This window comes from Streptomyces hyaluromycini, assembly GCF_002217755.1.
Taxonomy (GTDB): domain Bacteria; phylum Actinomycetota; class Actinomycetes; order Streptomycetales; family Streptomycetaceae; genus Streptomyces; species Streptomyces hyaluromycini.
Genome location: NZ_BCFL01000018.1, coordinates 310679 through 336642, shown reverse-complemented (window position 1 = coordinate 336642; position 25964 = coordinate 310679). Strand labels below are relative to the sequence as shown.

The 25964-nt window shown below is 70.9% G+C and carries 26 protein-coding genes; 17 read left to right on the top strand and 9 right to left on the bottom strand.

The window, feature by feature from the left end:
- Nucleotides 1-95 precede the first annotated feature (95 nt).
- Complete coding sequence (locus SSP29_RS14665; RefSeq protein ID WP_089101066.1) at nt 96-788, bottom strand: hypothetical protein; 693 nt, start codon at nt 786-788, stop codon at nt 96-98.
- A gap of 383 nt (nt 789-1171) precedes the next feature.
- Between SSP29_RS14665 and SSP29_RS14660 the strand changes: the two genes are divergently transcribed.
- Entirely contained in the window at nt 1172-2416 is a 1245-nt protein-coding gene (locus tag SSP29_RS14660) for an RNA-guided endonuclease InsQ/TnpB family protein (RefSeq protein ID WP_089101616.1), read from the top strand.
- A gap of 12 nt (nt 2417-2428) precedes the next feature.
- Here SSP29_RS14660 and SSP29_RS14655 read toward each other — a convergent pair whose 3' ends face one another.
- Entirely contained in the window at nt 2429-3802 is a 1374-nt protein-coding gene (locus tag SSP29_RS14655) for a DUF2252 domain-containing protein (RefSeq protein WP_089101065.1), read from the bottom strand.
- A gap of 223 nt (nt 3803-4025) precedes the next feature.
- On the opposite strand from SSP29_RS14655, the gene dnaE reads away from it, so the two are divergent.
- Nucleotides 4026-7565 (top strand): DNA polymerase III subunit alpha, encoded by a 3540-nt coding sequence (gene dnaE / locus SSP29_RS14650; protein ID WP_089101064.1) that lies wholly within the window; start codon nt 4026-4028, stop codon nt 7563-7565.
- A gap of 111 nt (nt 7566-7676) precedes the next feature.
- Here the strand turns inward: dnaE and SSP29_RS58450 are convergent, their stop codons facing one another.
- A complete protein-coding gene (locus tag SSP29_RS58450) occupies nt 7677-7853 on the bottom strand; it encodes a hypothetical protein (RefSeq protein ID WP_167449920.1) in 177 nt (58 codons plus the stop codon).
- Nucleotides 7854-8073: 220 nt separating this feature from the next.
- On the opposite strand from SSP29_RS58450, the gene SSP29_RS14645 reads away from it, so the two are divergent.
- The 4 genes from SSP29_RS14645 to SSP29_RS14630 all read left to right on the top strand — a co-directional run bounded on the left by SSP29_RS14645 (nt 8074) and on the right by SSP29_RS14630 (nt 12129).
- Entirely contained in the window at nt 8074-9303 is a 1230-nt protein-coding gene (locus tag SSP29_RS14645; protein ID WP_089101063.1) for an NYN domain-containing protein, read from the top strand.
- 226 nt (nt 9304-9529) lie between these two features.
- Entirely contained in the window at nt 9530-10504 is a 975-nt protein-coding gene (locus SSP29_RS14640) for an ABC transporter ATP-binding protein (protein ID WP_089101062.1), read from the top strand.
- 88 nt (nt 10505-10592) lie between these two features.
- Nucleotides 10593-11420, top strand: a complete 828-nt coding sequence (locus tag SSP29_RS14635) for an ABC transporter permease (RefSeq protein ID WP_089101061.1) — start codon at nt 10593-10595, stop codon at nt 11418-11420.
- 34 nt (nt 11421-11454) lie between these two features.
- Complete coding sequence (locus SSP29_RS14630; protein ID WP_089101060.1) at nt 11455-12129, top strand: DUF2567 domain-containing protein; 675 nt, start codon at nt 11455-11457, stop codon at nt 12127-12129.
- A 313-nt stretch (nt 12130-12442) separates the two neighbouring features.
- On the opposite strand, the gene ybaK is transcribed toward SSP29_RS14630, so the two are convergent.
- The 4 genes from ybaK to SSP29_RS14610 form a co-directional block, all read right to left on the bottom strand.
- Nucleotides 12443-12952: a Cys-tRNA(Pro) deacylase gene (gene ybaK, locus SSP29_RS14625; RefSeq protein WP_089101059.1), complete on the bottom strand. Its 510-nt coding sequence runs from the start codon at nt 12950-12952 to the stop codon at nt 12443-12445.
- A 16-nt stretch (nt 12953-12968) separates the two neighbouring features.
- Nucleotides 12969-13709, bottom strand: coding sequence for an LON peptidase substrate-binding domain-containing protein (locus SSP29_RS14620; protein WP_089101058.1), 741 nt, complete (start codon nt 13707-13709; stop codon nt 12969-12971).
- Between the two features lie 11 nt (nt 13710-13720).
- On the bottom strand, nt 13721-14785 hold the full coding sequence (locus SSP29_RS14615) for a hypothetical protein (protein ID WP_245883104.1): 1065 nt from the start codon (nt 14783-14785) through the stop codon (nt 13721-13723).
- Between the two features lie 138 nt (nt 14786-14923).
- On the bottom strand, nt 14924-16501 hold the full coding sequence (locus tag SSP29_RS14610) for an oxidoreductase (protein WP_089101056.1): 1578 nt from the start codon (nt 16499-16501) through the stop codon (nt 14924-14926).
- Between the two features lie 200 nt (nt 16502-16701).
- Between SSP29_RS14610 and hisD the strand changes: the two genes are divergently transcribed.
- The 10 genes from hisD (at nt 16702) to SSP29_RS14565 (ending at nt 24392) form a co-directional block, all read left to right on the top strand.
- On the top strand, nt 16702-18027 hold the full coding sequence (gene hisD / locus SSP29_RS14605) for a histidinol dehydrogenase (protein ID WP_089101055.1): 1326 nt from the start codon (nt 16702-16704) through the stop codon (nt 18025-18027).
- Nucleotides 18024-19133 (top strand): histidinol-phosphate transaminase, encoded by a 1110-nt coding sequence (locus tag SSP29_RS14600; protein ID WP_089101054.1) that lies wholly within the window; start codon nt 18024-18026, stop codon nt 19131-19133. The genes hisD and SSP29_RS14600 overlap by 4 nt, the downstream gene beginning before the upstream one ends.
- Entirely contained in the window at nt 19130-19723 is a 594-nt protein-coding gene (gene hisB, locus SSP29_RS14595; RefSeq protein WP_089101053.1) for an imidazoleglycerol-phosphate dehydratase HisB, read from the top strand. The genes SSP29_RS14600 and hisB overlap by 4 nt, the downstream gene beginning before the upstream one ends.
- A gap of 4 nt (nt 19724-19727) precedes the next feature.
- Entirely contained in the window at nt 19728-19892 is a 165-nt protein-coding gene (locus SSP29_RS58445; protein WP_167449919.1) for a CG2302 family histidine operon protein, read from the top strand.
- Nucleotides 19883-20542 (top strand): imidazole glycerol phosphate synthase subunit HisH, encoded by a 660-nt coding sequence (gene hisH, locus SSP29_RS14590; protein ID WP_438363794.1) that lies wholly within the window; start codon nt 19883-19885, stop codon nt 20540-20542. The genes SSP29_RS58445 and hisH overlap by 10 nt, the downstream gene beginning before the upstream one ends.
- Nucleotides 20539-21264 (top strand): bifunctional 1-(5-phosphoribosyl)-5-((5-phosphoribosylamino)methylideneamino)imidazole-4-carboxamide isomerase/phosphoribosylanthranilate isomerase PriA, encoded by a 726-nt coding sequence (gene priA, locus SSP29_RS14585; RefSeq protein WP_089101051.1) that lies wholly within the window; start codon nt 20539-20541, stop codon nt 21262-21264. Before hisH ends, priA begins: the two co-directional genes overlap by 4 nt.
- Nucleotides 21261-21665: a RidA family protein gene (locus SSP29_RS14580; RefSeq protein ID WP_089101050.1), complete on the top strand. Its 405-nt coding sequence runs from the start codon at nt 21261-21263 to the stop codon at nt 21663-21665. Before priA ends, SSP29_RS14580 begins: the two co-directional genes overlap by 4 nt.
- Complete coding sequence (gene hisF / locus SSP29_RS14575; protein ID WP_089101049.1) at nt 21662-22417, top strand: imidazole glycerol phosphate synthase subunit HisF; 756 nt, start codon at nt 21662-21664, stop codon at nt 22415-22417. Before SSP29_RS14580 ends, hisF begins: the two co-directional genes overlap by 4 nt.
- Nucleotides 22418-22541: 124 nt before the next feature.
- Nucleotides 22542-23132, top strand: coding sequence for an ArsR/SmtB family transcription factor (locus tag SSP29_RS14570; RefSeq protein ID WP_089101048.1), 591 nt, complete (start codon nt 22542-22544; stop codon nt 23130-23132).
- 15 nt (nt 23133-23147) lie between these two features.
- Nucleotides 23148-24392, top strand: coding sequence for an MFS transporter (locus SSP29_RS14565; RefSeq protein ID WP_089101047.1), 1245 nt, complete (start codon nt 23148-23150; stop codon nt 24390-24392).
- A gap of 6 nt (nt 24393-24398) precedes the next feature.
- Here SSP29_RS14565 and SSP29_RS14560 read toward each other — a convergent pair whose 3' ends face one another.
- Together SSP29_RS14560 and SSP29_RS14555 are read right to left on the bottom strand one after the other, a co-directional pair.
- Complete coding sequence (locus SSP29_RS14560) at nt 24399-24797, bottom strand: VOC family protein (RefSeq protein WP_089101046.1); 399 nt, start codon at nt 24795-24797, stop codon at nt 24399-24401.
- A gap of 10 nt (nt 24798-24807) precedes the next feature.
- Nucleotides 24808-25443, bottom strand: coding sequence for a TIGR03085 family metal-binding protein (locus SSP29_RS14555; protein ID WP_089101045.1), 636 nt, complete (start codon nt 25441-25443; stop codon nt 24808-24810).
- 73 nt (nt 25444-25516) lie between these two features.
- Between SSP29_RS14555 and hisI the strand changes: the two genes are divergently transcribed.
- Nucleotides 25517-25957, top strand: coding sequence for a phosphoribosyl-AMP cyclohydrolase (gene hisI / locus SSP29_RS14550; RefSeq protein WP_174855969.1), 441 nt, complete (start codon nt 25517-25519; stop codon nt 25955-25957).
- Nucleotides 25958-25964 lie beyond the last annotated feature (7 nt).

Below are 25964 nucleotides of genomic sequence, written 5' to 3'. Positions count from 1 at the left end.
TAGGGGACGCGCACATGTCGTACGCGGGATACGTGTGGGGGACTCGTCGTACTCGGAGTACTCGGACGAGGGACGTGCTCGGGTGGAAGAGGCGCTCAGACGAAGGACAGGGCGAGCGCCCCGGAGCACGGCGGTCCGCGCCGTCCCAGGGAGTGCACGAGGAGCAGGCCGCGGGCGGCGGCCGGGCGCGGCGCCGGGCGCGGCAGGCGTCGTACCGGAGCCTGCCGGACCGTGCCCGCGGCGACCGCGAGCAGCAGCGGGCGGAAGGTGGTGGCGGCGACGGCGCGCAGCAGCTGGGTCAGGGCGCGCTCGCCGCGGCGCAGCCAGGCCGCGGCGAGCAGACCGACGCAGACGTGCGCGGCGAGCAGCAGCCAGGCAGCGGCCGGGTCGGCGTGCGCGAGGGCCGTGGCGGCGCGGGAGCCGCCGGTCATCCGGACCAGCGGGGTGCCGACCGTGCCGCCGTGGCAGAGCACGTCGAGGCCGACGGCGCGCAGCGGGCCGGCGATGGGGCCGCCGGCCCGGCCGTAACAGGCGTGCTGGCCGGTGGTGAAGACCGTGTCGGCGGCCAGCTCCAGCGGGATCAGCAGGGCCGCGATCCGGCCGAAGCCGCGCTCGCGGCCCGCCAGCGCGTAAGCAGTGACGAACACGCCGGCGGCGACCGCGGCCACCGTCGTGAACGGCAGCGGGGCCCGGGACAGCAGCACGTGCGACGCGGTGCTGAGCGTCACGACGAAGGCCGTGAACAGCGCCGCGCGCACGGCTCTGAGCTGAGTCCCGGATATGTCCATAGCGGTGGAGAGTCTGTCACGTACTCATGTAGGGGACTCCTAAAAGGGCCCTGTGAATCCGCGAAGGTTACTGGTGGCGTTGCTTGAAAGCGTTGGGGTTCATACCGAGGGTGGAGCGTACCCCAAGGCAGGTCTGACCTGCAGGCTGGCGCGGGTGCTTCTTGTCGTGCGACGTTCTCGCCGGTGATCGTCAGGGCGCTCCGCCGCAGCGCGCGCAGAAGTGTGAGGGCGGCCACCGGATGCCCGCGCATCGCGGCACGGGCATCCGGTCGGTCACTCGGTGTTGCTGAGACCTCGAACACCTTTGTTCACTTCACGTGCAATTTAAATGGAATGTGATCTTCCGGTGCGAGCGGTGGTACAGCATCAATACGGTGATCGGTGTGCAGCTCCGCTACAACTACCGGGCCTACCCGGACGCCTCCCAGCGCCGTGCGCTGGCTAGTGCGTTCGGGTGTGCCCGTGTGGTGTGGAACGACTGTCTGCGTGACCGGAAGGAAGCGCATGCGGCGGGGCTGCCGTATGTGAAGTCGGCGGAGCTGTCCCGGCTTCGTATCACCAAGGCCAAGCGCACCAAGGAACGCGCCTGGCTCGCCGACGTGTCGGCAGTCGTGCTCCAACAGTCTCTGCGGGACCTGGATGCCGCTTACAGGAACTTCTTCGAATCAGTCAAGGGCAAGCGGCAGGGCAGCAAGGTCGGTCCCCCGCGCTACAAGTCGAAGAGGGACACCCGTCAGTCGATCCGCCTCAACACCAACGCCTTCTCCCTCCAGGAGAATGGCACGGTGTACGTGGCCAAGGTCGGCGATCTCAAGGTCAAGTGGTCCCGCAGGCTTCCGGCCGCGCCCACGTCCTTGACCGTCACCAAGGACAGCTCCGGCCGGTACTTCCTCAGCTTCGTCGTCGACACCGAGCCGTCCATCCTCCCGGAGGTGGAGACGGAGTGCGGTATCGACCTCGGCCTGTCCGCTTTTGCTGTCCTGTCCGATGGGACGAAGATCGACAGCCGGCGCTTCCTGCGTCGGGCGGAGAAGAAGCTCAGGCGCCTCCAGCGGGAGCTGTCCCGCAAGATCAAGGGATCGAAGAACCGGGCCAAGGCTCGTATCAAGGTCGCACGCCAGCACGCCAAGGTCACCGACCGGCGCCGGGACTTTCACCACAAGGCATCCACGCAGATCATCCGTGATAACCAAGCGGTGTATGTGGAAGACCTCCTGGTGTCCGGCTTGGGGCGTACCCGGCTCGCCAAGTCGGTGCACGACGCGGGATGGTCCTCGTTCGTAGGGATGCTGGAGTACAAGGCGGTCAGGCACGGCCGTACCTTCGTGAAGGTGGACCGTGCTTTCCCGTCCTCGCAAGTCTGTTCGGCTTGCGGATTCCGGGACGGTCCCAAGCCGCTGAACGTCCGGGAGTGGACGTGCAGTGAGTGCCACACCGTGCACGACCGCGACCACAACGCAAGCAATAACGTCCTTGTCGAAGGACGTCGTATCGTCGCCGCCGGACGGGTGGAGACGTCAAACGCCTGTGGAGCGCCGGTAAGACGGGCACACGTGCCCGCACAGCGCGGTGAAGCAGGAAGCACCCGGAAGGGTCGGACGACCCAGGCCGGATTCCCTGGACCTTAGTCAGGGAGCATGTCAAAGCCCTGGAATGCGGCCGTTGCGGAAGAGGTCGACGAAGATCTGGTGGTCGGCACGCGCGCGTGCGCCGTAGCTGTGCGCGAAGTCGGTGAGCAGGCCCGCGAAGCCGTCCTCGTCGGCGGCGATCGCCGCGTCGATGGCCCGCTCGGTGGAGAACGGCACCAGGGACTCGCCGGACTGGTCGTCGGCCGCCGAGTGCATGGACGCCGTGGCCCGGCCGAGGTCGGCGACGACCGCCGCGATCTCCTCCGGGTCGTCGAGGTCGCTCCAGTCCAGGTCCACCGCGTACGGCGACACCTCGGCGACCAGCTGCCCCGCGCCGTCCAGCTCGGTCCAGCCCAGCCACGGGTCGGCGTGCGCCTGCAGGGCGCGCTGCGAGATCACCGTGCGGTGGCCCTCGTGCTGGAAGTAGTCCCGGATCGCCGGGTCCGTGACGTGCCGGGAGACGGCCGGGGTCTGCGCCTGCTTGATGTAGATCACCACGTCGTTCTCCAGGGCGTCCGTGGCGCCCTCCAGGAGGATGTTGTACGACGGCAGGCCGGCCGAGCCGATGCCGATCCCGCGGCGGCCCACGACGTCCTTCACGCGGTAGGAGTCCGGACGGGACAGGGACGACTCGGGGAGGGTCTCCAGGTAGCCGTCGAAGGCGGCCAGGACCTTGTAGCGGGTGGCGGCGTCCAGCTCGATGGAGCCGCCGCCGGAGGCGAAGCGACGCTCCCAGTCGCGGATCTCCGTCATCGAGTCCAGCAGCTCGAAACGGGTCAGCGAGCGGGCCGCGCGGAGCGCGCCGAGCAGCGGGCCCTCGGCGGTGTCCAGGGTGAACGGCGGCACCTCGTCGCTCTTCGCGCCCGTCGCCAGCGCGTGGATGCGCTCGCGGTACGCCTCCGCGTACACCTCGACCAGCTCGGTGATCTGCTCGTCGCCGAGCGCCTTCGCGTACCCGATCAGCGCGACGGAGGCGGCGAAGCGCTTCAGGTCCCAGGTGAACGGGCCGACGTAGGCCTCGTCGAAGTCGTTGACGTTGAAGACCAGGCGGCCGTTGGAGTCCATGTACGTGCCGAAGTTCTCCGCGTGCAGGTCGCCGTGGATCCACACGCGCGAGGTGCGCTCGTCGAGGTACGGACCGGTGTATATCCGACCGCCGCCCAGGGCAGACGTCCTCCCACCACCCCGCCCTGCGGTCTCCGCGTCCAGGTCGTGGTAGAAGAGCGCGGCCGTGCCCCGGTAGAAGGCGAAGGCCGAGGCCGCCATCTTCCGGAACTTCACGCGGAACGCGGCCGGGTCGGCGGCCAGGAGCTCGCCGAAGGCGGTGTCGAAGACGGCGAGGATCTCCTCGCCGCGCTGCTCGCCGTTGAGCTGGGGGACCGGCATCGCTGGGTGCCTCCTGGTACGGGTGGTGCCTGACATGTGGCGCGGATCTCTCGCCCGGACCAACGTGCGAAGGTCCCCGGGAGTGCCCGCTTTCTTGGCACGAAGGTACGCGGGGCAGGCCGCCCGGTGTCAGTGCCGAGGCATAGGATTCCGCTGTCCCACCAGACCGTCCGCAGCCGGTCGGACGATCGTCGACGCCTGTTTTCCCTCGGAGGCCGAAACCGTGTCAAAGCCGCCCTTCACGCACCTGCACGTCCACACCCAGTACTCGCTGCTGGACGGTGCCGCGCGGCTCAAGGACATGTTCAACGCCTGCAACGAGATGGGCATGACGCACATCGCCATGTCCGACCACGGCAACCTCCACGGGGCGTACGACTTCTTCCATACGGCGAAGAAGGCCGGGGTCACCCCGATCATCGGGATCGAGGCGTACGTCGCCCCCGAGTCCCGGCGCAACAAGCGCAAGATCCAGTGGGGCCAGCCGCACCAGAAGCGGGACGACGTCTCCGGTTCCGGCGGTTACACCCACAAGACGATGTGGGCCGTGAACAGCACGGGCCTGCACAACCTCTTCCGGCTCTCCTCGGACGCGTACGCCGAGGGCTGGCTGCAGAAGTGGCCCCGGATGGACAAGGAGACCATCGCCCAGTGGTCCGAGGGGATCGTGGCCTCCACCGGCTGCCCCTCCGGCGAGCTCCAGACCCGGCTGCGTCTCGGGCAGTACGACGAGGCGCTGAAGGCGGCCGCCGACTACCAGGACATCTTCGGCAAGGACCGCTACTTCCTGGAGCTGATGGACCACGGCATCGAGATCGAGCACCGGGTCCGCGACGGCCTCCTGGAGATCGGCAAGAAGCTCGGCATCCCGCCGCTGGTGACGAACGACTCGCACTACACGTACGCGCACGAGGCGACCGCTCACGACGCCCTGCTGTGCATCCAGACCGGCAAGAACCTCTCCGACCCGGACCGCTTCAAGTTCGACGGCACCGGCTACTACCTGAAGTCCACGGACGAGATGTACGCCGTCGACTCCTCGGACGCCTGGCAGGAGGGCTGCGCCAACACCCTCCTGATCGCCGAGATGGTCGACACCACCGGCATGTTCGAGGCGAAGAACCTCATGCCGAAGTTCGACATCCCCGACGGCTACACCGAGGTCACCTGGTTCAAGGAGGAGGTCCGCCGGGGCATGGACCGCCGCTTCCCCGGCGGGGTCCCGGACGACCGCCAGAAGCAGGTCGAGTACGAGCTGGACGTCATCATCCAGATGGGGTTCCCGGGCTACTTCCTCGTCGTCGCGGACTTCATCATGTGGGCCAAGAACAACGGCATCGCGGTCGGCCCCGGCCGAGGTTCCGCGGCCGGCTCGATCGTCGCCTACGCCATGGGCATCACCGACCTGGACCCGATCCCGCACGGCCTGATCTTCGAGCGGTTCCTGAACCCCGAGCGCGTCTCCATGCCCGACGTCGACATCGACTTCGACGAGCGTCGGCGCGTCGAGGTGATCAGGTACGTGACCGAGAAGTACGGCGCCGACAAGGTCGCCATGATCGGCACCTACGGCAAGATCAAGGCCAAGAACGCCATCAAGGACTCCGCGCGCGTGCTGGGCTACCCGTACGCGATGGGCGACCGCCTCACCAAGGCGATGCCCGCCGACGTCCTCGGCAAGGGCATCGACCTGGACGGCATCACCAACCCCTCGCACCCGCGCTACAACGAGGCCGGCGAGATCCGCGGGATGTACGAGAACGAGCCGGACGTCAAGAAGGTCATCGACACCGCGAAGGGCGTCGAGGGCCTGGTGCGGCAGATGGGCGTGCACGCCGCCGGCGTGATCATGTCCAGCGAGCCCATCGTCGACCACGCCCCGATCTGGGTGCGGCACACGGACGGCGTGACCATCACGCAGTGGGACTACCCGCAGTGCGAGTCGCTCGGCCTGCTGAAGATGGACTTCCTCGGCCTGCGCAACCTGACGATCATGGACGACGCCGTCAAGATGGTGAAGTCCAACAAGGGCATCGACCTCGACCTGCTGGCCCTGCCGCTCGACGATCCGAAGACCTTCGAACTGCTCCAGCGCGGTGACACCCTGGGCGTCTTCCAGTTCGACGGCGGCCCCATGCGCTCGCTGCTGCGCCTGATGAAGCCCGACAACTTCGAAGACATCTCCGCCGTCTCCGCGCTCTACCGTCCGGGCCCGATGGGCATGGACTCGCACACCAACTACGCGCTCCGCAAGAACAAGCTCCAGGAGATCACCCCGATCCACAAGGAGCTGGAGGAGCCCCTCGAAGAGGTCCTGGCCGTCACCTACGGCCTGATCGTCTACCAGGAGCAGGTACAGAAGGCCGCCCAGATCATCGCCGGGTACTCGCTCGGCGAGGCCGACATCCTGCGCCGCGTGATGGGCAAGAAGAAGCCCGACGAACTGGCCAAGAACTTCACCATCTTCCAGGCCGGCGCCCAGAAGAACGGCTACAGCGACGAGGCCATCCAGGCCCTGTGGGACGTGCTGGTCCCGTTCGCCGGATACGCGTTCAACAAGGCGCACTCCGCCGCGTACGGCCTGGTCTCGTACTGGACCGCCTACCTCAAGGCGAACCACCCCGCCGAGTACATGGCCGGTCTGCTCACCTCGGTCAAGGACGACAAGGACAAGTCGGCCGTCTACCTCAACGAGTGCCGGCGCATGGGCATCAAGGTGCTGCCGCCGAACGTCAACGAGTCGGTGCACAACTTCGCCGCGCAGGGCGACGACGTGATCCTCTTCGGCCTCGAAGCCGTCCGCAACGTCGGCACGAACGTGGTGGATTCGATCATCAGGAGCCGCAAGGCCAAGGGCAAGTACGGCTCCTTCCCCGACTACCTCGACAAGGTCGAGGCGGTCGCCTGCAACAAGCGGACCACGGAGTCGCTGATCAAGGCGGGCGCCTTCGACGCCCTGGGGCACACCCGCAAGGGCCTCACCGCGCACTTCGACTCGATGATCGACAACGTGGTCGCGGTCAAGCGCAAGGAGGCCGAGGGCCAGTTCGACCTCTTCGGCGGCATGGGCGAGGAGGAGAGCAGCGAGCCCGGCTTCGGACTGGACGTCGAGTTCACCACCGAGGAGTGGGACAAGACCTATCTGCTCGCCCAGGAGCGGGAGATGCTCGGTCTCTACGTCTCCGACCACCCGCTCTTCGGCCTGGAGCACGTGCTCTCCGACAAGGCCGACGCGGGCATCGCCCAGCTCACCGGCGGCGAGCACGCGGACGGCGCGGTGGTCACCATCGGCGGCATCATCTCCGGTCTCCAGCGCAAGATGACCAAGCAGGGCAACGCCTGGGCGATCGCCACCGTCGAGGACCTCGCGGGCTCCATCGAGTGCATGTTCTTCCCGGCGAGCTACCAGCTGATCTCGACCCAACTCGTCGAGGACGCGGTGGTGTTCGTCAAGGGCCGCCTCGACAAGCGCGAGGACGTGCCCCGGCTGGTGGGGATGGAACTGGCGGTCCCGGATCTCTCCAACGCAGGCACCAACGCGCCCGTGATCCTCACCATCCCCGCCACCCGGGTCACCCCGCCGATGGTCAGCCGCCTCGGCGAGATCCTCAGCCACCACAAGGGTGACAGCGAGGTCCGGATCAAGCTCCAGGGCCCGACCAAGACCACCGTGCTGCGCCTCGACCGGCACCGGGTGAAGCCGGACCCGGCGCTGTTCGGCGACCTCAAGGTGCTGCTCGGCCCGTCCTGCCTGGCCGGCTAGGCCTCACCCCGTACGAACGGTCGTACGCGCGCGGAAGGGGCGCACCCTCAACGGGTGCGCCCCTCCTGCGTGCCTGGGCTTCAACAGCCCGGTGGGACCTGGTCAGTCCGCTCAGTTGTGGCCGAAGCTCTTCTGCTTCTTCTTCGCAACGTCCGCAGGGCTGCCCTGGATGTGCGACACCGGTGAGTCCTGGGACTCCGTCGACGTACGCTGCGGGTGCTCGTGGGTCTGCTCGGTCTGCGAGGTGCGGTTCTGAGAGCCACCCTTGCGGTTCTTGTTCTTGGCCATGGTGATCTGCCTCCTGTGGGGGATCTAGGGGCCGAATTCAGATTCACATAGGCTGACAACAGACGCATTTCGGATAATTACCGTGTGTAACAGGGCTTGTCGGAGAGCAAGGTCCCGAAACGCCACGCCGAAGATCGAGTTCGGGCCGTTAACCCCCGCGTGGTCGGGCAGACTCGAAGGAAGCCCCGAAAGCAAACCTCCCGGAAAGAGGGTGAGTCGCGTGGACCGCTGCATCGTCCTGGTGGACGCCGGGTATCTGCTGGGTGCCGCCGCCAGTCTCCTCGCCGGTGAGCCCTCCCGATCCCGGATCACCGTCGACCACGCCGCGCTCATCCAGGCGCTGCGCGACCGCGCGGAGTCCGACACCGAGCGTCCACTGCTGCGCATCTACTGGTTCGACGGCGCCCCCGACCGTGTTCCCCAGCCGGAACACCGCCGGCTGCGCGTGATGCCCCGGGTGACCGTCCGGCTCGGCGCGCTGACCCGCAGCGACGGACGCTGGGCGCAGAAGGGCGTGGACGCGGCCATGCACGCCGAGCTGACCGAGCTGGCCAGGAACCGGGCTTGCTCCGACGTGGTGCTGGTAACCGGCGACGGGGACCTGCTGCCGGGCATGATGGCCGCCAAGGAGCACGGGGTCGCCGTGCACCTGTGGGCCGTGCAGGCCGCCGACGGGGACTACAACCAGTCCGAGGACCTGGTCGCCGAGGCCGACGAGCGGCGGGTCCTGGACCGGGTGTGGATCACCCAGGCGGTACGGGCCAAGGAGCTGACCGCGGTCTGTGCGCCGCCGCCGGTGCCGCGGCCGGAGATCGCCGCGATCCTCTCGGCGCCGCTGCCCGAGTCCTCGCTGGCGGCAGCGGCGGAGGCGGTGCCCGAGGACGCCGACCGGGCGCCAGGGGCGGGTGCGGCGGAGAACGGGGCGCCGGAGCGGATGCCGACGCCCAAGGGGGTGCCGACGCCCAAGGACCTCGCCGCGCTGCGGGCGCCGGGCGCGCCGGGCGCGCAGCCGGTCCAGCATCCGGCGACGGCCACCCTGCGGTGGTCCTCCGACAAGGGGTGGGTGGACCGGCCGGGGAGTGCGGCGGAGTCGGCGGAGGCGGCCTCCATGCCGACGCTGGCGCAGCTGACCACTGCGGAGCAGCGGTGGGCCGACCGGGAGGAGGACATCACGACCGTCGGCGGAGATCCGTACGAGGTCGGACAGGTGTTCGCCAAGCGGTGGATGTCGCGGCTCGGCGACCAGAGCCATCTGCACAAGCTGTCGGGGATGTATCCGCGGATTCCGCACCGGATCGACGGGGAGCTGCTGCGGTACGCGGCGAGGTTCGGGCTGCTGGCGCACAAGGACGACCAGATCGACGAGCACGACCGGTACGCCATTCGGGCGGGGTTCTGGAGAGAGTTCGATGTGCCGGCGGGGGCCGGGGAGCATGCGTCGGCGGAGTGATTGAGGGAGGGCGGAGGGATGATTTCGGCTGCGGGCCGGTGGGGGTCGTTCGCGCCCACGCGGCGGCAGCCGCAAATTGACACGGCCCCGCGCCCCTTTCAGGGGCGCTGTCCTTACGGAGTCAAGAAGCTGGGCGCCCCAAAGGCGAGTAAACGGGGGCGACCCCGTAGTCTCGTCCCTTGTGAGTACGGGCGTGGGTCGGGCACTTCGGCAGCAGGGTGACGTCGTGTGTGCCGTGCGTGGGCTGACCAAGACCTACGCCGCGGTCAGAGGGCGGCGTGGCGCCCCCGCCGTGCCCGAGGTGCGGGCCACCGACGGGGTGGAGCTCGATGTCCGGCGCGGGGAGATCTTCGGGCTGCTCGGGCCGAACGGGGCCGGCAAGTCGACGCTCGTACGGCAGCTCACCGGGCTGCTGCGGCCGGACGCGGGCAGCGTCCAGATCCTCGGGCACGACATCGTGCGGCATCCGGAGCGGGCCGCGCGGATCCTCGCCTACCTCGGGCAGGAGTCCAGCGCCCTCGACGAGCTGACCGTGTCCCTGGCGGCCGAGACCACCGGGCGGCTGCGCGGCCTGGACGTACGGCAGGCCCGGAGCGAGCGCGACGCCGTGCTGGAGGAACTGGGCCTGACGCCCATCGCCGGGCGGGCGCTCAAGAAGCTCTCCGGAGGACAGCGGCGGCTGGCCTGTTTCGCCGCCGCGCTGGTCGGGGAGCGGCCGTTGCTCGTGCTCGACGAGCCGACGACCGGGATGGACCCGGTGGCCCGGCGGGCCGTGTGGGCCGCCGTGGACCGGCGGCGGGCCGAGCAGGGGGCCACCGTGGTGCTGGTCACCCACAACGTCATCGAGGCCGAGACGGTGCTCGACCGGGTCGCCGTCCTCGACCAGGGACGGGTCATCGCCTGCGACACCCCCGCCGGGCTCAAGGAACGCGTCGCCGGCGAGGTCCGGGTCGAGCTGGTGTGGCGGGAGCGGGCGCCGCTGGAGGTGCCCGAGGTGGCCGTCCTGCGGGAGCGTGCCGTCGAGTCCGGCCGGCGCTGGACGCTGCGGCTCGCGCCCGAGGAGGCGCGTGCCGTCGTCGCCACGGTGACCGGCGGGGCCGCCTTCGCCGCCCTCGACGACTTCACCCTCGCCACGCCCAGCCTGGAGGACGTATACCTGGCGCTGGGCGGCGCCGCACGGCAGGGGCTGGTGAAGGCGTGAGGGTGAACACGACGGCGGCCAGGCGCGTACGGAAAGACGCGGCAGCAGTACGGGCCGCAGGTGCCGCACGGAAAGGGAGCAGCGCGACGTGAGTGTCGTACCCGCGGAGGTTCTGCCGGGCGGTGCCCTGGCCGTGGAGGAGACGGCGCCGGACGCCCCGGTGGCCGAGCTGGGCCCGCGTGCGCGGCTGTGGCCGTCGCTGGTGGCCGTCTACCGTGCGCAGCTGTCCCGGGCCCGGGTGGCGCGGATCCCGCTGCTGTTCGTCGCGACCTTCCAGTCCGTCGGCATCATGATCATGATGCGCGGGGTGGTGGACTCGCGGGGCGAGGCCCAGTCCGTGGTGGCGGGCTCGGCGGTGGTCGTGGTGGCCTACGTGGCGCTGAACCTGCTCGCGCAGTACTTCGGACAGCTGCGGGCGAGCGGCGGGCTCGACCACTACGCCACGCTGCCCGTGCCGCCGGCCTCGGTGGTGCTCGGGGCGGCCGCGGCGTACGCCTCCTTCACCGTGCCGGGGACGCTGGTGACCGCCGTCTTCGGATGCGTGCTGTTCGGGCTGCCGCTCGCGAACCTGTGGATCCTCCTCGCCGTGATCCCGCTCGCCGGGGCCGCCCTGGCGGGGCTCGGGGCGGCCTGCGGGCTGCTCGCGTCCCGGCCCGAGATCGCCACACTGCTCGGCCAGCTGGGCATGTCCGCGGCGCTGCTGCTCGGGGTGCTGCCGCCGGACCGGATGCCGGGGATCATCCAGTTCGCGCGCGACCTGCTGCCTTCGACGTACGGCGTCGAGGCCTTCGCCCGCACCTTCGGGGCGCGGCCCGACTGGGCCGTCGTCCTCGCTGACCTGGGGGTGTGCGCCGGGGTGGGGGTCGTCTCGCTGGCCGTCGCCACCTGGGCGTACCGCAGGGCTGCCGTCCGGTGACGCGCCCCACAGGCCGACCTGGCACGATGGCATCGTGACCGCACCGCTGACGCCGCCTCCGCCGCCGCACGACCAGCCCTCGCACCAGGCCTGGCAGGCGCCGCCGCCTGCCGGGGAGGCCGCGGGAGAGTACGGACAGTACGCAGCGTACGGACAGGACGGTCCCGGGATGAAGACCGAACTGCGGGAAGGCGCCGTGATCGCCGTCGCGGTGGCGGTGAGTGGTGTGCTGCTCGGGCTGCTGTGGCTGTGGCTGGCGCCGCATGTACCGCTGGTGGGGGACCAGTCCGGCAAGAGCTGGGCGGTCTACCTCAAGGACAGCGAGGGGGAGCAGGCGGCGGGGGTGGACGGGACGTTCACGCTGCTGGCGCTGGCCTTCGGGGTCGTGAGCGCGGTCGTGGTGTTTCTGTGGCGGCGGCGTGGCGGTGTGCCGCTGGTGGTGGGGCTGGGGGTCGGGGGGCTGCTCGCGTCCGTGCTGGCCTGGCGGCTGGGGGTGTGGCTGGGGCCGGAGCAGGATGTGATCGCCCATGCGGAGGCTGTGGGCAAGGGGGTGACGTTCTCGGCGCCGCTGAAGCTCGGGGCGAGGGGGGCGTTGCTGGCGTGGTCGTTGTCGGCGTTGGTGGTGCATCTGGGGTTGACGGCGCTGTTCGGTCCGCGGGACCCGGAGCCGCCGTACGAGGACGGCCCGTACGCCGCTCCGCCGGCGTAGCTTTCTCGCCCCCGCCGCCCCTACCCGTCCCGTCCTCCAGGGGGTGGGCCCCCTTGGACCCCCCGCTCCGGGGGCTGCCGCCCCCGCACCCCCGCATCGGCCTGACCGGTCTCGTCCTCGAACGCCGGACGGGGTGGAGGGTGGGGCGCGGGGAGCTGTGCGGTCGGGGTTTCGTGTTGCCCGCGCCCCGCGTGTTCCTATGCCGGACGGCGACCGTGGTTCGAGCGGGCCTTCTTCAGGCGCCACTTCCTTTTCCGTGTCTTCTTCGACATGTCTTCCGTACTTAACCGAGCACGGAGACTTCGTCGAGGGGTCACGCACGTCCGATGGGGGCCAGGGTCGCGTTCGTGAGGGTGGCGAGGGCGGTCGGGGTGAGCTCCACCTCCAGGCCACGGCGGCCTGCCGAGACGCAGATGGTGGTGTGGGCCGAGGCCGACGCGTCCAGGACCGTGGGGAGTCTCTTGCGCTGGCCGAGCGGGGAGATGCCGCCGCGGACGTAGCCCGTCGTGCGCTCGGCGAGGGCCGGGTCCGCCATCGCCGCGCGTTTGCCGCCGACCGCAGTCGCCAGGGCTTTGAGGTCCAGGCTGCCCGCCACCGGGACCACCGCCACCGTGAGCGCGCCGTCCACGTCGGCGACCAGGGTCTTGAAGACACGGTCCGGGGACACGCCCATCGCCTCCGCCGCCTCCTCGCCGTAGGACGGGTGGGCGGGGTCGTGGTCGTAGGAGTGGACCGTGAAGTCCACCCCCGCCGTGGTCAGGGCCACCGTGGCCGGGGTGCCGCCGCCCCCGGACTGCTGCTGCTTCTTCGGCTTCTTCGGCATGTCAGGAAATCCCGGCTCAGTTCAGACTCGTCGGCGCCCGCGTCAGCTCCGCCGCGGGCAGTGACGGCAGGTTACGGATGATCGCCGTCTCCGAGCGAAGGAGTTTCAGCTCGTCGCGGAGGCGGGAGGCGGTGTCGGGGGCCTGGAGCAGGCGCTGCTTGGTGGGGATGTCGTGCATCATCGCGGCCGCGACCAGGTAGGAGACCACGGAGGGTTCGTCGGGGAGGTCCACGCCGGACGACAGTGAGCGCTCACGTGCGCCCGCCAGGCGCTTCTGGTACTGGCGGAAGGCCCGCAGGACCCCTTCGGCCAGCGCGCCCGCCTCGTCGCCCTGCTCCTCGGACAGCTGCTCCAGCTCCGCCGTCAGGAACGGGCCCGACGAGTCGACGGAGAGCAGCCGCACCCGGTTCGTACCCGTGGCCAGCACCTCGAACGTGCCGTTCGCCCGCTCCCGGATCGTCGCCGCGTCCGCCACACAGCCCACCCGATGGAGGGACTTGAGCGGGTCGGGTCCGAAGCCGGCCGCCGGGCCCCTGTCGGGCTGGGCCGTCGGGTCCGGCATGCCCGGCGCGCTCGGTGCCACTTCGTGGCCGTCGCGGATCGCCACGACGGCGAACCGGCGCGGTTCCTCCTCGGGCGTCTTCAGCAGGTCGCGCATCATGGCGCGATAGCGCTCCTCGAAGACGTTCAGCGGCAGCACCAGCCCCGGGAACAGCACCGAGTTCAGTGGGAAGAGTGGGAGACGGACGGTGGTCACGGCGCCACAGCCTAGTGGTCATCGGCGGTGACATGTCCGCCGTGCTCGGTCCGTGGGCGCCCCGCGGCCCTCGGCGAGGGGGTCGGTTCGGCCTCGGGCGGAGGTTCCGTACCGGCCAGCAGGTGGGTGCGCAGCCGCAGAAAATGGCCCAGCGGGTCGTCGGAGAGGCGGTCCCAGGGGAAGGACGTGACGTACGGGCCGATCAGGCGCAGCTGGGTGCGGGCCGCCTCCCAGCGTTCCAGGCGGACCAGCAGGTACATCAGCTGGTTGCGGACCTCGGCCGGCCAGAGATCGGCCGCCGGGAACCGCGCGGAGAGGGCGATCGCCCGGTCGGCCGCCGCGTCCAGGCGGGCACGCGGCACCTCGGGGCCGCAGCCGTCCGTGAGGTAGGCGAAGGCGGCGCGGGCCGGCAGGGCCTGGACGAGCGAGTCCGGCGGGGCGTCCTGCGCGGCCAGGTCGGCGAAGTCGAAGCACTCGTGGTGCGAGCCGTGCCAGTACGTGGCCAGATAGCGCAGCGCCGCCACATGGCAGCCGGAGTGGTGCGGGGCGCGGCGGACCGCCGCCTCCCACAGCTCCTCGAAGTACTTGTGGCCCGCGTTCGTCCCGCGGGCGTGGTCGAGCGCGATCCGCCACGGCACCGGGTCCCGGTCGTCGCCGCGCGCGGCCGCCGTGATCAGCGGACTGAGCGGGCGCAGGAGTTCCGCGCGGGCCGGGGAGTCCCAGGCGTGGTCGACCGCGAGCTGGGCCTGGACCGGAAGCAGGTCCGGGTCCAGGGCGGCGGCCGCGGCCCACTGTTCGAGCCACTCGACGCGGGAGCGCGCGAAGAGGGCGAGCCGGCGCACGTACCGGTCCCGTTCCTCCCACTCGGCCGCGTCCCTGGTGCCGGCCAGCAGCTTCGCGGCGGGTTCGTACTCGCCCCGGCCGGCCGCGACCAGCGCCGGCGCCAGCCGTTCGTCGGGCGCGTCGAGGAACACCTCGTCGTCGGCCGGGAGCGGCCCGGCGCCGAGAGACGAAGCGGTCGTTGCCCTCCGTGCGGAACGGAAGAGCGCGCGCAGCGAAGCCATGGTGACGACCATTGAAAGTCCGCAGGTCGGGGCAGCGCCAGACGGTATGGCCAACTCCATGAAAGTTGTACGCCCGCCGGTCAAGGACGCGTAAAAGGTGACTGTTGCTCATCTGTTCGGTACCTGTCAGAGGTCACCCTCGCCCAGCGGTCACCCCCGCCTCAGCAGCCTCGTCGCCCCCGCCGCCACCGTCGTCGCCAGGATCCAGCCCAGCAGGATCATCACCGCCGCCGCCCACTGCCAGCCGCCGGTGAGCCGCCACTGGCCGACCTGGCCCAGGTCGATCACCGGCAGCAGCAGGTCCAGGACGAACAGCGCCGGATCCCAGGCCGGGTGGCCGCCGGAGTTCATCGGCGGATGCGGGGCGTGCGTGAACGCGAGCGTGCCCGCCGCCCACAGCACCGCCATCCACACCGCCGCCCGGCCCGGCCGGTAGCCGTAGGCCACCGTCAGGTCCTGCGCGAACCCCCAGAGCTTGGCGGCCGGCGGCAGCGTCTCGCGCCGCCGCCGCTGCTTGGCGAGCAGCACCTCGCGCGCGTCCTCGTCCTCGCCGGCGGCCCGCAGCACGGTCGCGAGCCGCTCGTAGGGCTCCGGGTTGTACTCGGCGGTCGACGCCGCCACCCAGTCCAGGCGCCGGGTCAGCGGGAACGGGCCCTGCGGGACCAGGTTCTCGTAGACGAACCCGCCCATGTGCAGCCGCCCCGGGCCCGGCCAGCTGGTCGCCCGGTCGACCAGGTTGGTGGTCCGGGCGCCCGACAGCAGCACCGCTCCGCGCTGCGGCTCCTCCCCGAGGAACCGCAGCTCCGGCGCCTGCACCCGGCGCAGCGACAGCTCCTGGACGTCCGTGAAGGCGAACCTCGCCCGCTCCAGGTCCACCGCGTCCCCGAACCGCCCGTCGTCCAGCCGGATCCCGCCCTGGCACTCGAACCGCTGGATCCGCGTGCCGCGCGCCGGGGTCGTCCCGCTCTGCCAGGGGCCGCCCACCCCGGCCGGGGTCAGGTACAGGGTCCGGCCGACGGTCAGCTGGGGCGCGTTCAGCGCGAACCGCCCGTCGGGGTTGCGCAGCCGCGCCCCGCGCAGGCTCAGCGAGACGCCCACCTTGGCGCTGCGCAGGCTCAGCTCCCCGTGCGACTCCAGGAGCTCCGCCTGCAGGTCCTGGCCGACGGTCATGCCGTCCGCCGCGATCGACCGCCCGCTGCGGTCCCGGTACACCACCGCCTGGTTCAGCAGCAGGTCGGTGCCGATGTGCGCGTCGGTCAGCCGGACACCGCCGAGGAAACGGCAGCGCGGCAGGTGCAGGTCGCCCTCCGTGTGCACCCGGGCGGCCTCAAGGCGCGGCGCCGCACAGTCGACCAGCCGCACGGTCGTGAAATGCGCCTCCGGCAGCAGGATCTCGTCGTCGAACCGGCAGCCGCGCAGCTCCACGTACGGCGTGACCGTGCCGCCCGCCAGGTCCAGGGTGCCGGTGATCCGCACGCCGGCCAGCTTCAGCGAGGCCACCCGGCCCGCCAGCGCCGGCGGCCCGTCGAGCAGCAGCCAGCAGACGATCCGGGCCCGCACGGTCCGCTCGGGCCCCCACGGGTGGCCGCCGTGCGGATCGTCCACGTGCATGTCACCGCTGCTCAGGTCGTACACACTGCCGTTGCGGAACGCCTGCCACATACCGGCCTCGGCCGCGGTCAGATCGTCCGGCAGATCCCCGTCCCGGACGCCGTCCCCCTCGGTCACGGCATTTCCTTCTTCCTCAACTACTCGTGAGTCATGTTCGGTACAACCGGTGATGCCCGGTGCGTGAGATCCCGAACACACGAAGTGAACGTGATCTTCCGGGTTCCGGCCAGGCTATGTACCGGCCGTCGGCTCACGTTCTGTATCAGCCATTGATACGCGCGGACGGGCCGTGAGTGCCGTCTGAGAGAATTGATTCCGTGATCTCCCGAATCGATCTGCGCGGCGACGCCCTCCCCGAGGGTCCCGCCCTGCGCGACCTGCTGCCCCGAGCCGACTTCGACGTCTCGGCCGCCCTGGAGAAGGTGCGTCCGATCTGCGAGGCCGTGCATCATCGGGGCGACGCGGCGCTGATCGACTTCGCGGAGAAGTTCGACGGGGTGAAGCTGGACCAGGTGCGGGTGCCCGCCGAGGCGCTCGACAAGGCCCTGGCGGAACTCGACCCGGCCGTGCGCGCGGCCCTGGAGGAGTCCATCCGGCGCGCCCGCCTCGTCCACCGCGAGCAGCGCCGTACGAACCGCACGACCCAGGTCGTGCCCGGCGGCTCGGTGACCGAGAAGTGGGTACCGGTCGAGCGGGTCGGGCTCTACGCACCCGGCGGCCGGTCCGTCTACCCCTCGTCCGTGGTCATGAACGTGGTGCCCGCGCAGGAGGCCGGCGTCGAGTCGATCGCCCTCGCCTCCCCGCCGCAGGCCGAGTTCGGGGGCCTGCCGCACCCGACGATCCTTGCCGCCTGCGCCCTGCTCGGCGTCGACGAGGTGTACGCGGCCGGCGGCGCCACCGCCGTCGCGATGTTCGCGTACGGCACCGAGTCCTGCCCGCCCGCCAACATGGTCACCGGCCCGGGCAACATCTGGGTGGCCGCCGCCAAGCGCTACTTCACCGGCAGGATCGGCATCGACGCCGAGGCGGGACCGACCGAGATCGCCGTCCTCGCCGACTCCACCGCCGACCCCGTGCACGTCGCCGCCGACCTGATCAGCCAGGCAGAGCACGACCCGCTGGCCGCCGCCGTCCTGGTCACCGACTCGGCCGAGCTGGCCGACGCGGTGGAGAAGGAGCTGGCGCCGCAGGTCGCGGCCACCAAGCACGTCGACGACCGGATCGTCCCGGCGCTCGCGGGCCGGCAGTCCGCGATCGTCCTGGTCGACGGCGTCGAGGAGGGCCTGAGGGTCGTCGACGCGTACGGCGCCGAGCACCTGGAGATCCAGACCGCCGACGCCGCCGCCGTGGCCGACCGGGTCAGGAACGCGGGCGCGATCTTCATCGGCCCCTGGGCGCCGGTCTCCCTCGGGGACTACGCGGCCGGGTCCAACCACGTGCTGCCCACCGGCGGCTGCGCCTGCCACTCCTCCGGGCTGTCCGTCCAGTCCTTCCTGCGCGGCATCCACGTCGTCGACTACACGAAGGACGCGCTGGCGGAGGTCGCGCACCACGTGGTCACGCTGGCGGAGGCGGAGGACCTGCCCGCGCACGGCGCGGCGGTCAAGGCAAGGTTCGGGTGGAAGGTACCGGCGAGCAAGTGAACCTCGGAATCGACGATCTCCCCGTACGGGACGAGCTGCGCGGCAAGTCCCCCTACGGCGCGCCCCAACTGGACGTCCCGGTACGGCTGAACACCAACGAGAACCCGTACCCGCTGCCCGAGCCGCTGGTCGAGCGGATCACGGAGCGGGTGCGCGAGGCCGCCCGCGACCTGAACCGCTACCCCGACCGGGACGCGGTCCAGCTCCGCACCGAACTGGCCAAGTACCTGACGAAGACCGGCAACCACCCGCTCTCCGTCGAGAACGTGTGGGCGGCCAACGGCTCCAACGAGGTCATCCAGCAGCTGCTGCAGACCTTCGGCGGCCCCGGCCGCACGGCGATCGGCTTCGAGCCGTCGTACTCGATGCACTCGCTCATCTCGCGCGGCACCGGCACCCGCTGGATCTCCGGCCCCCGCAACGAGGACTTCACGCTCGACGTCGAGGCCGCCTCGGCGGCCATCGCCGAGCACAGGCCGGACGTCGTCTTCATCACTACCCCCAACAACCCCACCGGCAACGCGGTGCCGGCCGAGACGGTCCTCGCGCTCTACGAGGCCGCCCAGGCCGCCAAGCCCTCGATGGTCGTCGTGGACGAGGCCTACATCGAGTTCAGCCACGGCGCCTCGCTGCTGCCGCTGCTCGAAGGTCGGCCGAATCTCGTCGTCTCCCGGACCATGTCGAAGGCCTTCGGCGCGGCCGGCCTGCGCCTCGGCTACCTCGCCGCGCACCCCGCGGTGGTGGACGCCGTACAGCTCGTACGGCTGCCGTACCACCTGTCGGCGATCACCCAGGCGACCGCGCTGGCCGCCCTGGAGCACACCGACACCCTGCTGAAGTACGTCGAGCAGCTGAAGGCCGAGCGGGACCGGCTGGTCGCCGAACTGCGGGCGGCGGGCCTCGAAGTCACCGAGTCGGACGCCAACTTCGTGCAGTTCGGGCGGTTCGCGGACCCGCACGCGGTGTGGCAGAAGATCCTCGACCGGGGAGTCCTCGTCCGGGACAACGGCGTGCCCGGGTTCCTGCGGGTGTCCGCCGGAACCCCCGAAGAGAACGACGCGTTCCTCGACGCGGTACGTGAAGTCAAGAAGGAGCTGGACGCATGACCCGCGTAGGGCGCGTGGAGCGCACCACCAAGGAGACCTCGGTCCTCGTCGAGATCGACCTCGACGGCACCGGCAAGACCGACGTCAAGACCGGCGTCGGCTTCTACGACCACATGCTCGACCAGCTCGGCCGGCACGGTCTGTTCGACCTCACCGTGAAGACCGACGGCGACCTGCACATCGACTCGCACCACACCATCGAGGACACCGCCCTCGCCCTCGGCGCCGCCTTCAAGCAGGCCCTCGGCGACAAGGTGGGCATCTACCGCTTCGGCAACTGCACGGTCCCGCTGGACGAGTCCCTCGCCCAGGTCACGGTCGACCTGTCCGGCCGCCCGTACCTCGTGCACACGGAGCCGGAGAAGATGGCGCCGATGATCGGCGAGTACGACACCACGATGACCCGGCACATCCTGGAGTCCTTCGTCGCCCAGGCGCAGATCGCCCTGCACGTGCACGTGCCCTACGGGCGCAACGCGCACCACATCGTGGAGTGCCAGTTCAAGGCGCTCGCGAGGGCGCTGCGCTACGCCTCCGAGCGCGACCCGCGCGCGGCCGGCATCCTCCCGTCGACGAAGGGTGCGCTGTAAAGCCATGAACAGTCTGTCCTCCCTGCTGATCGTCGTCGGCCTCTTCCTGGTCGGCGGCATCGTCTCCTTCGTCAAGCAGAAGATGCCCACCAGCCTGATCGTGCTGCTCTCGATCGGCGCCGCGATGTGCCTGGTGGCCGGTGTCATGAGGCTGGAGGTGTGGAATTGAGCGCAGCTTCCGCGGCTTCCAAGAAGGTCGTCGTCTTCGACTACGGCTTCGGCAACGTCCGGTCGGCCGAGCGCGCCCTCGCCCGTGCCGGGGCCGACGTCGAGATCACCCGTGACTTCGACAGGGCCATGAACGCGGACGGCCTGCTGGTGCCCGGCGTGGGCGCCTTCGCCGCCTGCATGGAGGGCCTGCGCGGGGCGCGCGGGGACTGGATCATCGACCGCCGGCTGTCCGGCGGGCGGCCGGTGATGGGGATCTGCGTCGGCATGCAGATCCTGTTCGCGCGCGGCATCGAGCACGGCGTGGAGACCGACGGCCTCGACGAGTGGCCCGGCTCGGTCGAGCCGCTCCAGGCCGAGATCGTCCCGCACATGGGCTGGAACACCGTGGACGCACCGGCCGGCTCCGAGCTGTTCGCCGGCCTGGACGCCGACGCGCGCTTCTACTTCGTGCACTCCTATGCCGTCCACGACTGGTCGCTGGAGACGCACAACGCCGCGCTGCGGGCCCCCCTCGTGACCTGGACGACCCACGGCAAGCCGTTCGTGGCCGCCGTGGAGAACGGCGCCCTGTGGGCCACCCAGTTCCACCCCGAGAAGTCCGGCGACGCCGGCGCCCAGCTCCTCACCAACTGGATCGGAACACTGTGAGCACGCTCGAACTCCTCCCCGCCGTCGACGTCCGCGACGGCCAGGCCGTCCGCCTCGTGCACGGCGAGTCCGGGACCGAGACCTCCTACGGCTCCCCCCTGGAGGCCGCCCTCGCCTGGCAGCGGTCGGGCGCCGAGTGGCTGCACCTGGTCGACCTGGACGCGGCGTTCGGCACCGGCGACAACCGCGCGCTGGTCGCCGAGGTCACGAAGGCGATGGACATCAAGGTCGAGCTCTCCGGCGGCATCCGCGACGACGCCACCCTGGCCGCGGCGCTCGCCACCGGCTGCACCCGGGTGAACCTCGGCACGGCCGCCCTGGAGACCCCTCAGTGGGTCGCCAAGGTCATCGCCGAGCACGGCGACAAGATCGCGGTCGGCCTGGACGTACGCGGTACGACCCTCAGGGGCCGCGGCTGGACCCGCGACGGCGGTGACCTCTACGAGACGCTCGCCCGCCTCGACCAGGAGGGCTGCGCCCGCTACGTCGTCACCGACATCGCCAAGGACGGCACCCTCCAGGGCCCGAACCTGGAGCTCCTGAAGAACGTGTGCGCCGCGACGGACCGGCCGGTCGTGGCCTCCGGCGGCGTGTCGTCGCTGGACGACCTCCGTGCGCTGGCCGGCCTGGTACCCCTCGGTGTCGAGGGCGCCATCGTCGGAAAGGCGCTGTACGCCAAGGCGTTCACCTTGGAAGAAGCACTGGAGGCAGTGTCACCATGACGTCCGATGCCGTACGGCGCGTGCAGAGCGGAAGTCCCTGGGAGGAGACCTTCGGTTTCGCCCGCGCCGTCGCGGCGGGCGACCGCGTGCTGGTGGGCGGTACGACGTCCTTCAAGGGCTCCGTGCTGTACGGGGAGGGCGACCCGTACGAGCAGGCCATGACGGCCTTCGGCACCGCCCTGGAGGCGCTCGCCGAGTTCGGGCTCGGACCGGAGTCCGTGATCCGCACCCGCCTGTTCCTCGCGCACGCGCGCGACATGGACGCGGTGGGACGCGCCCACAAGGAGGTCTTCGACCCGGTGCGCCCGGTGACCACGTTCGTCGTGGTGACCGGCTTCGTCGACCCGCGCATCCTGGTCGAAGCAGAGCTAGAGGCATACAGAGGAGCCGTGGATTCATGACCCTGGCGGTCCGAGTCATCCCCTGCCTGGACGTGGACAACGGCCGGGTCGTCAAGGGCGTCAACTTCCAGAACCTGCGCGACGCGGGCGACCCGGTCGAGATGGCCAAGGTGTACGACGCGGAGGGCGCCGACGAGCTGACCTTCCTGGACATCACCGCGTCCTCCGGCAACCGTGAGACCACCTACGACGTGGTCCGCCGCACCGCCGAGCAGGTCTTCATCCCCCTGACGGTCGGCGGCGGCGTCCGCACCGCCGAGGACGTCGACAAGCTGCTCCGCGCCGGTGCCGACAAGGTGGGCGTCAACACGGCGGCCATCGCCCGCCCGGACCTGATCCGCGAGATCGCGGAACGCTTCGGCCGTCAGGTCCTGGTCCTCTCGGTCGACGCCCGCCGCACCGAATCGGGCTCCTTCGAGGTCACCACCCACGGCGGCCGCCGCGGCACCGGCATCGACGCGGTCGAGTGGGCACACCGGGCCGCCGAGCTGGGCGCGGGCGAGATCCTGCTCAACTCGATGGACGCGGACGGCACCAAGGACGGCTACGACCTGGAGATGATCACCGCCGTCCGCAAGCACGTCACGGTCCCGGTCATCGCCTCCGGCGGCGCCGGCGCCCTCGCCCACTTCCCCCCGGCCGTCGCAGCGGGCGCCGACGCGGTCCTGGCGGCCTCCGTCTTCCACTTCGGCGACCTGAGGATCGGCGAGGTCAAGCAGACCCTGCGCGAGGCGGGCCACCCGGTGCGGTGACACTGCGCTGAGCTTCGGCCCCGGTGCCCTGGTGGGTGGCCGGGGCCTTCTCATGAGCAGATGAGAAAGGAAAGTTGTGCAAAATATATTGCGAAACTTTCCTTTCCTGTCTAGGTTCGTCGACATGACGGACAGGGAGCGGGACCGCCCGATCACCGACGTGGGCACCCTCAAGGCGCTTGCCCACCCGCTGCGCATGCAGCTCTACCGAGGCCTGTGCGTGGCCGGCAAAGCGACGGCCTCGCAGCTCGCCGACCAGGTCGACGAGGCCGTCTCGCTGGTCAGCTACCACCTGCGCAAGCTCGCCGAGCACGGCCTGATCGAGGAGGCTGAGCCGCAGAGCACGGACGGCCGGGAGCGCTGGTGGCAGCCCGCGTCGGACGGCATCAGCATCCGGGACCGGGACTTCCGTGACGCACCCGAGAAGGCCGCCGCCCACCTCGCCGCCACCCGGCTCTTCCACGAGCAGCGGGCCGACATGTACCGCCGCTACCTCGACGAGCGCGCCACCTGGAGCACCGAGTGGAACGCCGCCGCACCCGACAGCGAGTCCCTGCTCCGCCTGACCGCGGCCGAACTGGACGAACTTCGCGAGGAACTGGTCGCGCTGGCCAGGAAGTACGACGAGAAAGGCCGGTCCGCCGATGCGAACGGCGACACCGAAGGGCGCGAGCACGTCGCGCTGCACGTGTACGGCTTCCCGTTCCGCCGCTGAGAAGGGCCCACCTCCGTGACCGCGACCCTCACAGCCCCGGCCACCGCCGCGCCCCGCCCCGCCCACCGCGACCCCAACGTCCTGCGGTGGCTGGGTGCCTACACCTCCTCGATGGTCGGCGACAGCGTCTACTACATCGCGCTCTCCTGGGCAGCCGTCCAGGGCGGCTCGCCCGCGCAGGCCGGGGTCGTGATGTCCGTCAGCGCGATGCCCAGGGCCGTGCTGATGCTCTTCGGCGGGGTGGTCGCCGACCGGCTTGGGCCGCGCCGGGTCGTCATCGGCAGCGACGCGGTGCGCTGCGCGGCCGTCCTCGCCGTGGCCGCGCTGCTCTTCCTGACCAGCCCTGGCCTGTGGCCCCTTGCCGCACTGGCCCTGGTCTTCGGCATCGTCGACGCCGTGTTCATGCCCGCCGTGGGCGCCCTTCCCGCGCGCGTGACCAGCCGTGACCAACTCGCGCGCGTGCAGGGCATGCGCGGTCTCGCCATCCGCGTTGCAAGCATCCTCGGCGCCCCGCTGGGCGGCCTCGGCGTGGCGGTCGGCGGCACGGCGGCCGCCTTCGGCCTCGCAGGGCTGCTCATCGCCGTGTCGGTCCCCCTGCTGATGTCCCTGCGGGTGCGGGAACTCCCGGCCGACGACCGCGCCACCGCCCCCACCCCCTGGCAGGACCTGCGGGCCGGCCTGGCCCACGTCCGCCGCCACCGCGTCCTGGCTCCGCTGATGCTGGCCATCGCCCTCGGCGACCTGGGTTTCGTCAGCCCCCTCAACGTCGGACTGACCCTGCTCGCCGACCGGCGCGGCTGGGGAGCGGCCGGGGTGGGCTGGGTGCTCGCGGGGTTCGGTGCCGGTGCCGGTGCCGCCTCCCTGCTGCTGACCGTGCGCGGCCGGCTGCCGCGCGCGGGTCTGGTCGCCGGCGTCTCGATCCTCGCCGGGTCCGTCGCGATCGGTGCCCTCGCCTTCGTACCGGGCCTCGTCGGCGCGATCGGCGTCGCCCTGATGATCGGCCTGCTCGCCGGGCTCAGCGGCGCCATGTGCGGGGCGCTGCTGCAGACCCAGGCCGAGCCCGCCTACCTCGGCCGGGTCACCGCCGTCTCCAGCCTGATCAGCCTCGGTCTCACCCCGCTCAGCATGCCCTTCACGGCCGCCGCGATCGGCGCCTTCGGTCCCGGTCCGGTCTACGTGGTCGGCGCCGTTGTCTGCGGGCTCGGGGGAGTCGTCGCCCTGGCCGTGCCCGCGCTGCGCCGGGCCGAGCTGCCCCGGTGAGGGCGGTCAGTCCTTCGGCTGGGTCAGCTGGATCAGGTTGCCGACCGTGTCGTCCAGGACGGCGGCGACCACCGGGCCCTGGTCCTGCGGCTCGTGCGGGAAGCGGACGCCCAGGGCGCGCAGGCGGTCGTACTCCGAACGGAGGTCGTCCACGGAGAAGACGATGGCCGGCAGGCCCGCCTCGTACACGGCCCTGCGGTACGGGTCCGCGATGGGGCCCTGGCCGGGCTCCAGCAGGAGCTGGAGGTCGGGCTGGGCGCCCTGCGGGGCGCCGACCGTGATGAACAGGGTGCCGCCGCCCAGGTCCAGCCGGGTGCGGGTCTCGAAGCCGAGGACGTCCGTGTAGAAGGCGTGCGCCTTCGGCACGTCGTCCACGTAGACGCTGGTCATCGAGACCCTGATCACCGGGGGCTCCTCAGATGCCCAGCGTCCTGGACTCGTGCAGCTTGGCGATCGCGTTCTCGTCGCCGGCCACCTCGACCTTCGCCGTGCTCGTCCGGCCGAACGCGAACATCAGCAGTTCGGAGGGCTCGCCGGTCACCGTCACCACCGGGGCACCGCGATGGGCGACCGCCGTCTGGCCGTCCGGGCGGCGCAGCACCAGGCCCGTCGGCAGGCCCCGGCCGAGCAGCCGGGCGGTGCGCTCCAGGCGGGACCACAGGGCGTCCTGGAAGACCGGGTCCAGCTCCCGCGCCGACCAGTCCGGCTGGGCCCGCCGGACGTCCTCGGTGTGCACGTAGAACTCGACCGTGTTGGCCGCCTCGTCCACCTGCTTGAGCTGGAACGGCGAGAACCGCGGCGGACCGGTGCGGATCAGCTGGATCAGCTCCTCGTACGGCTTCGCCGCGAACTCGGCCGTCACCTTCTCGAGGCGTGGCGCCAGCTGCTTGATCATCGTGCCCCCGGCCGCGTCCGGCCGGCGTTCGCGCACCACCACGTGCGCGGCCAGATCACGGGTCAGCCAGCCCTCGCAGAGGGTCGGTGCCTCGGGACCGGCGGTCTCCAAGAGGTCGGCGAGCAGGAGCCGTTCACGCTTGGCGAAGGTCGACATACGGCCAGCCTACGACCACACGCACCGTCCGGACAGTGGACACGGACCGTGACTGTCGGTGCCGCGCGGCACAATGGCACCCATGACCAGTACGACCGGTACGACGGGTACGCCCCCGTCCAGTGGCCTCGCCCCGGAGATCGCCGCCCGCCTCAAGCGCAGCGCCGACGGACTCCTGCCCGCCATCGCCCAGCAGTACGACACCGGCGAGGTGCTGATGCTCGGCTGGATGGACGACGAGGCGCTGCACCGGACCCTCACCACCGGCCGCTGCACCTACTGGTCGCGCAGCCGCCGGGAGTACTGGGTCAAGGGCGACACCTCGGGCCACTTCCAGTGGGTGAAGTCGGTCGCCCTGGACTGCGACGCCGACACCCTGCTGGTCAAGGTCGACCAGGTCGGCGCCGCCTGCCACACCGGCGACCGCACCTGCTTCGACGCCGACGTGCTCCTGAAGGACGCCGCGCACGGTCACGAAGGCGCCGATTCCGGCGTCCCGGCCTCCGGTCAGTAAGGTCTGC

What these genes read in the sequence shown, in the direction of transcription:
- SSP29_RS14665 (WP_089101066.1), bottom strand. Translation starts at nt 788, where the DNA reads ATGGACATATCCGGGACTCAGCTCAGAGCCGTGCGCGCGGCGCTGTTC.
- SSP29_RS14655 (WP_089101065.1), bottom strand. Translation starts at nt 3,802, where the DNA reads ATGCCGGTCCCCCAGCTCAACGGCGAGCAGCGCGGCGAGGAGATCCTC.
- SSP29_RS58450 (WP_167449920.1), bottom strand. Translation starts at nt 7,853, where the DNA reads ATGGCCAAGAACAAGAACCGCAAGGGTGGCTCTCAGAACCGCACCTCG.
- ybaK (WP_089101059.1), bottom strand. Translation starts at nt 12,952, where the DNA reads ATGCCGAAGAAGCCGAAGAAGCAGCAGCAGTCCGGGGGCGGCGGCACC.
- SSP29_RS14615 (WP_245883104.1), bottom strand. Translation starts at nt 14,785, where the DNA reads ATGGTCGTCACCATGGCTTCGCTGCGCGCGCTCTTCCGTTCCGCACGG.
- hisB (WP_089101053.1), top strand. Translation starts at nt 19,130, where the DNA reads ATGACCCGCGTAGGGCGCGTGGAGCGCACCACCAAGGAGACCTCGGTC.
- SSP29_RS58445 (WP_167449919.1), top strand. Translation starts at nt 19,728, where the DNA reads ATGAACAGTCTGTCCTCCCTGCTGATCGTCGTCGGCCTCTTCCTGGTC.
- SSP29_RS14580 (WP_089101050.1), top strand. Translation starts at nt 21,261, where the DNA reads ATGACGTCCGATGCCGTACGGCGCGTGCAGAGCGGAAGTCCCTGGGAG.
- hisF (WP_089101049.1), top strand. Translation starts at nt 21,662, where the DNA reads ATGACCCTGGCGGTCCGAGTCATCCCCTGCCTGGACGTGGACAACGGC.
- SSP29_RS14570 (WP_089101048.1), top strand. Translation starts at nt 22,542, where the DNA reads ATGACGGACAGGGAGCGGGACCGCCCGATCACCGACGTGGGCACCCTC.
- SSP29_RS14555 (WP_089101045.1), bottom strand. Translation starts at nt 25,443, where the DNA reads ATGTCGACCTTCGCCAAGCGTGAACGGCTCCTGCTCGCCGACCTCTTG.
- hisI (WP_174855969.1), top strand. Translation starts at nt 25,517, where the DNA reads ATGGCACCCATGACCAGTACGACCGGTACGACGGGTACGCCCCCGTCC.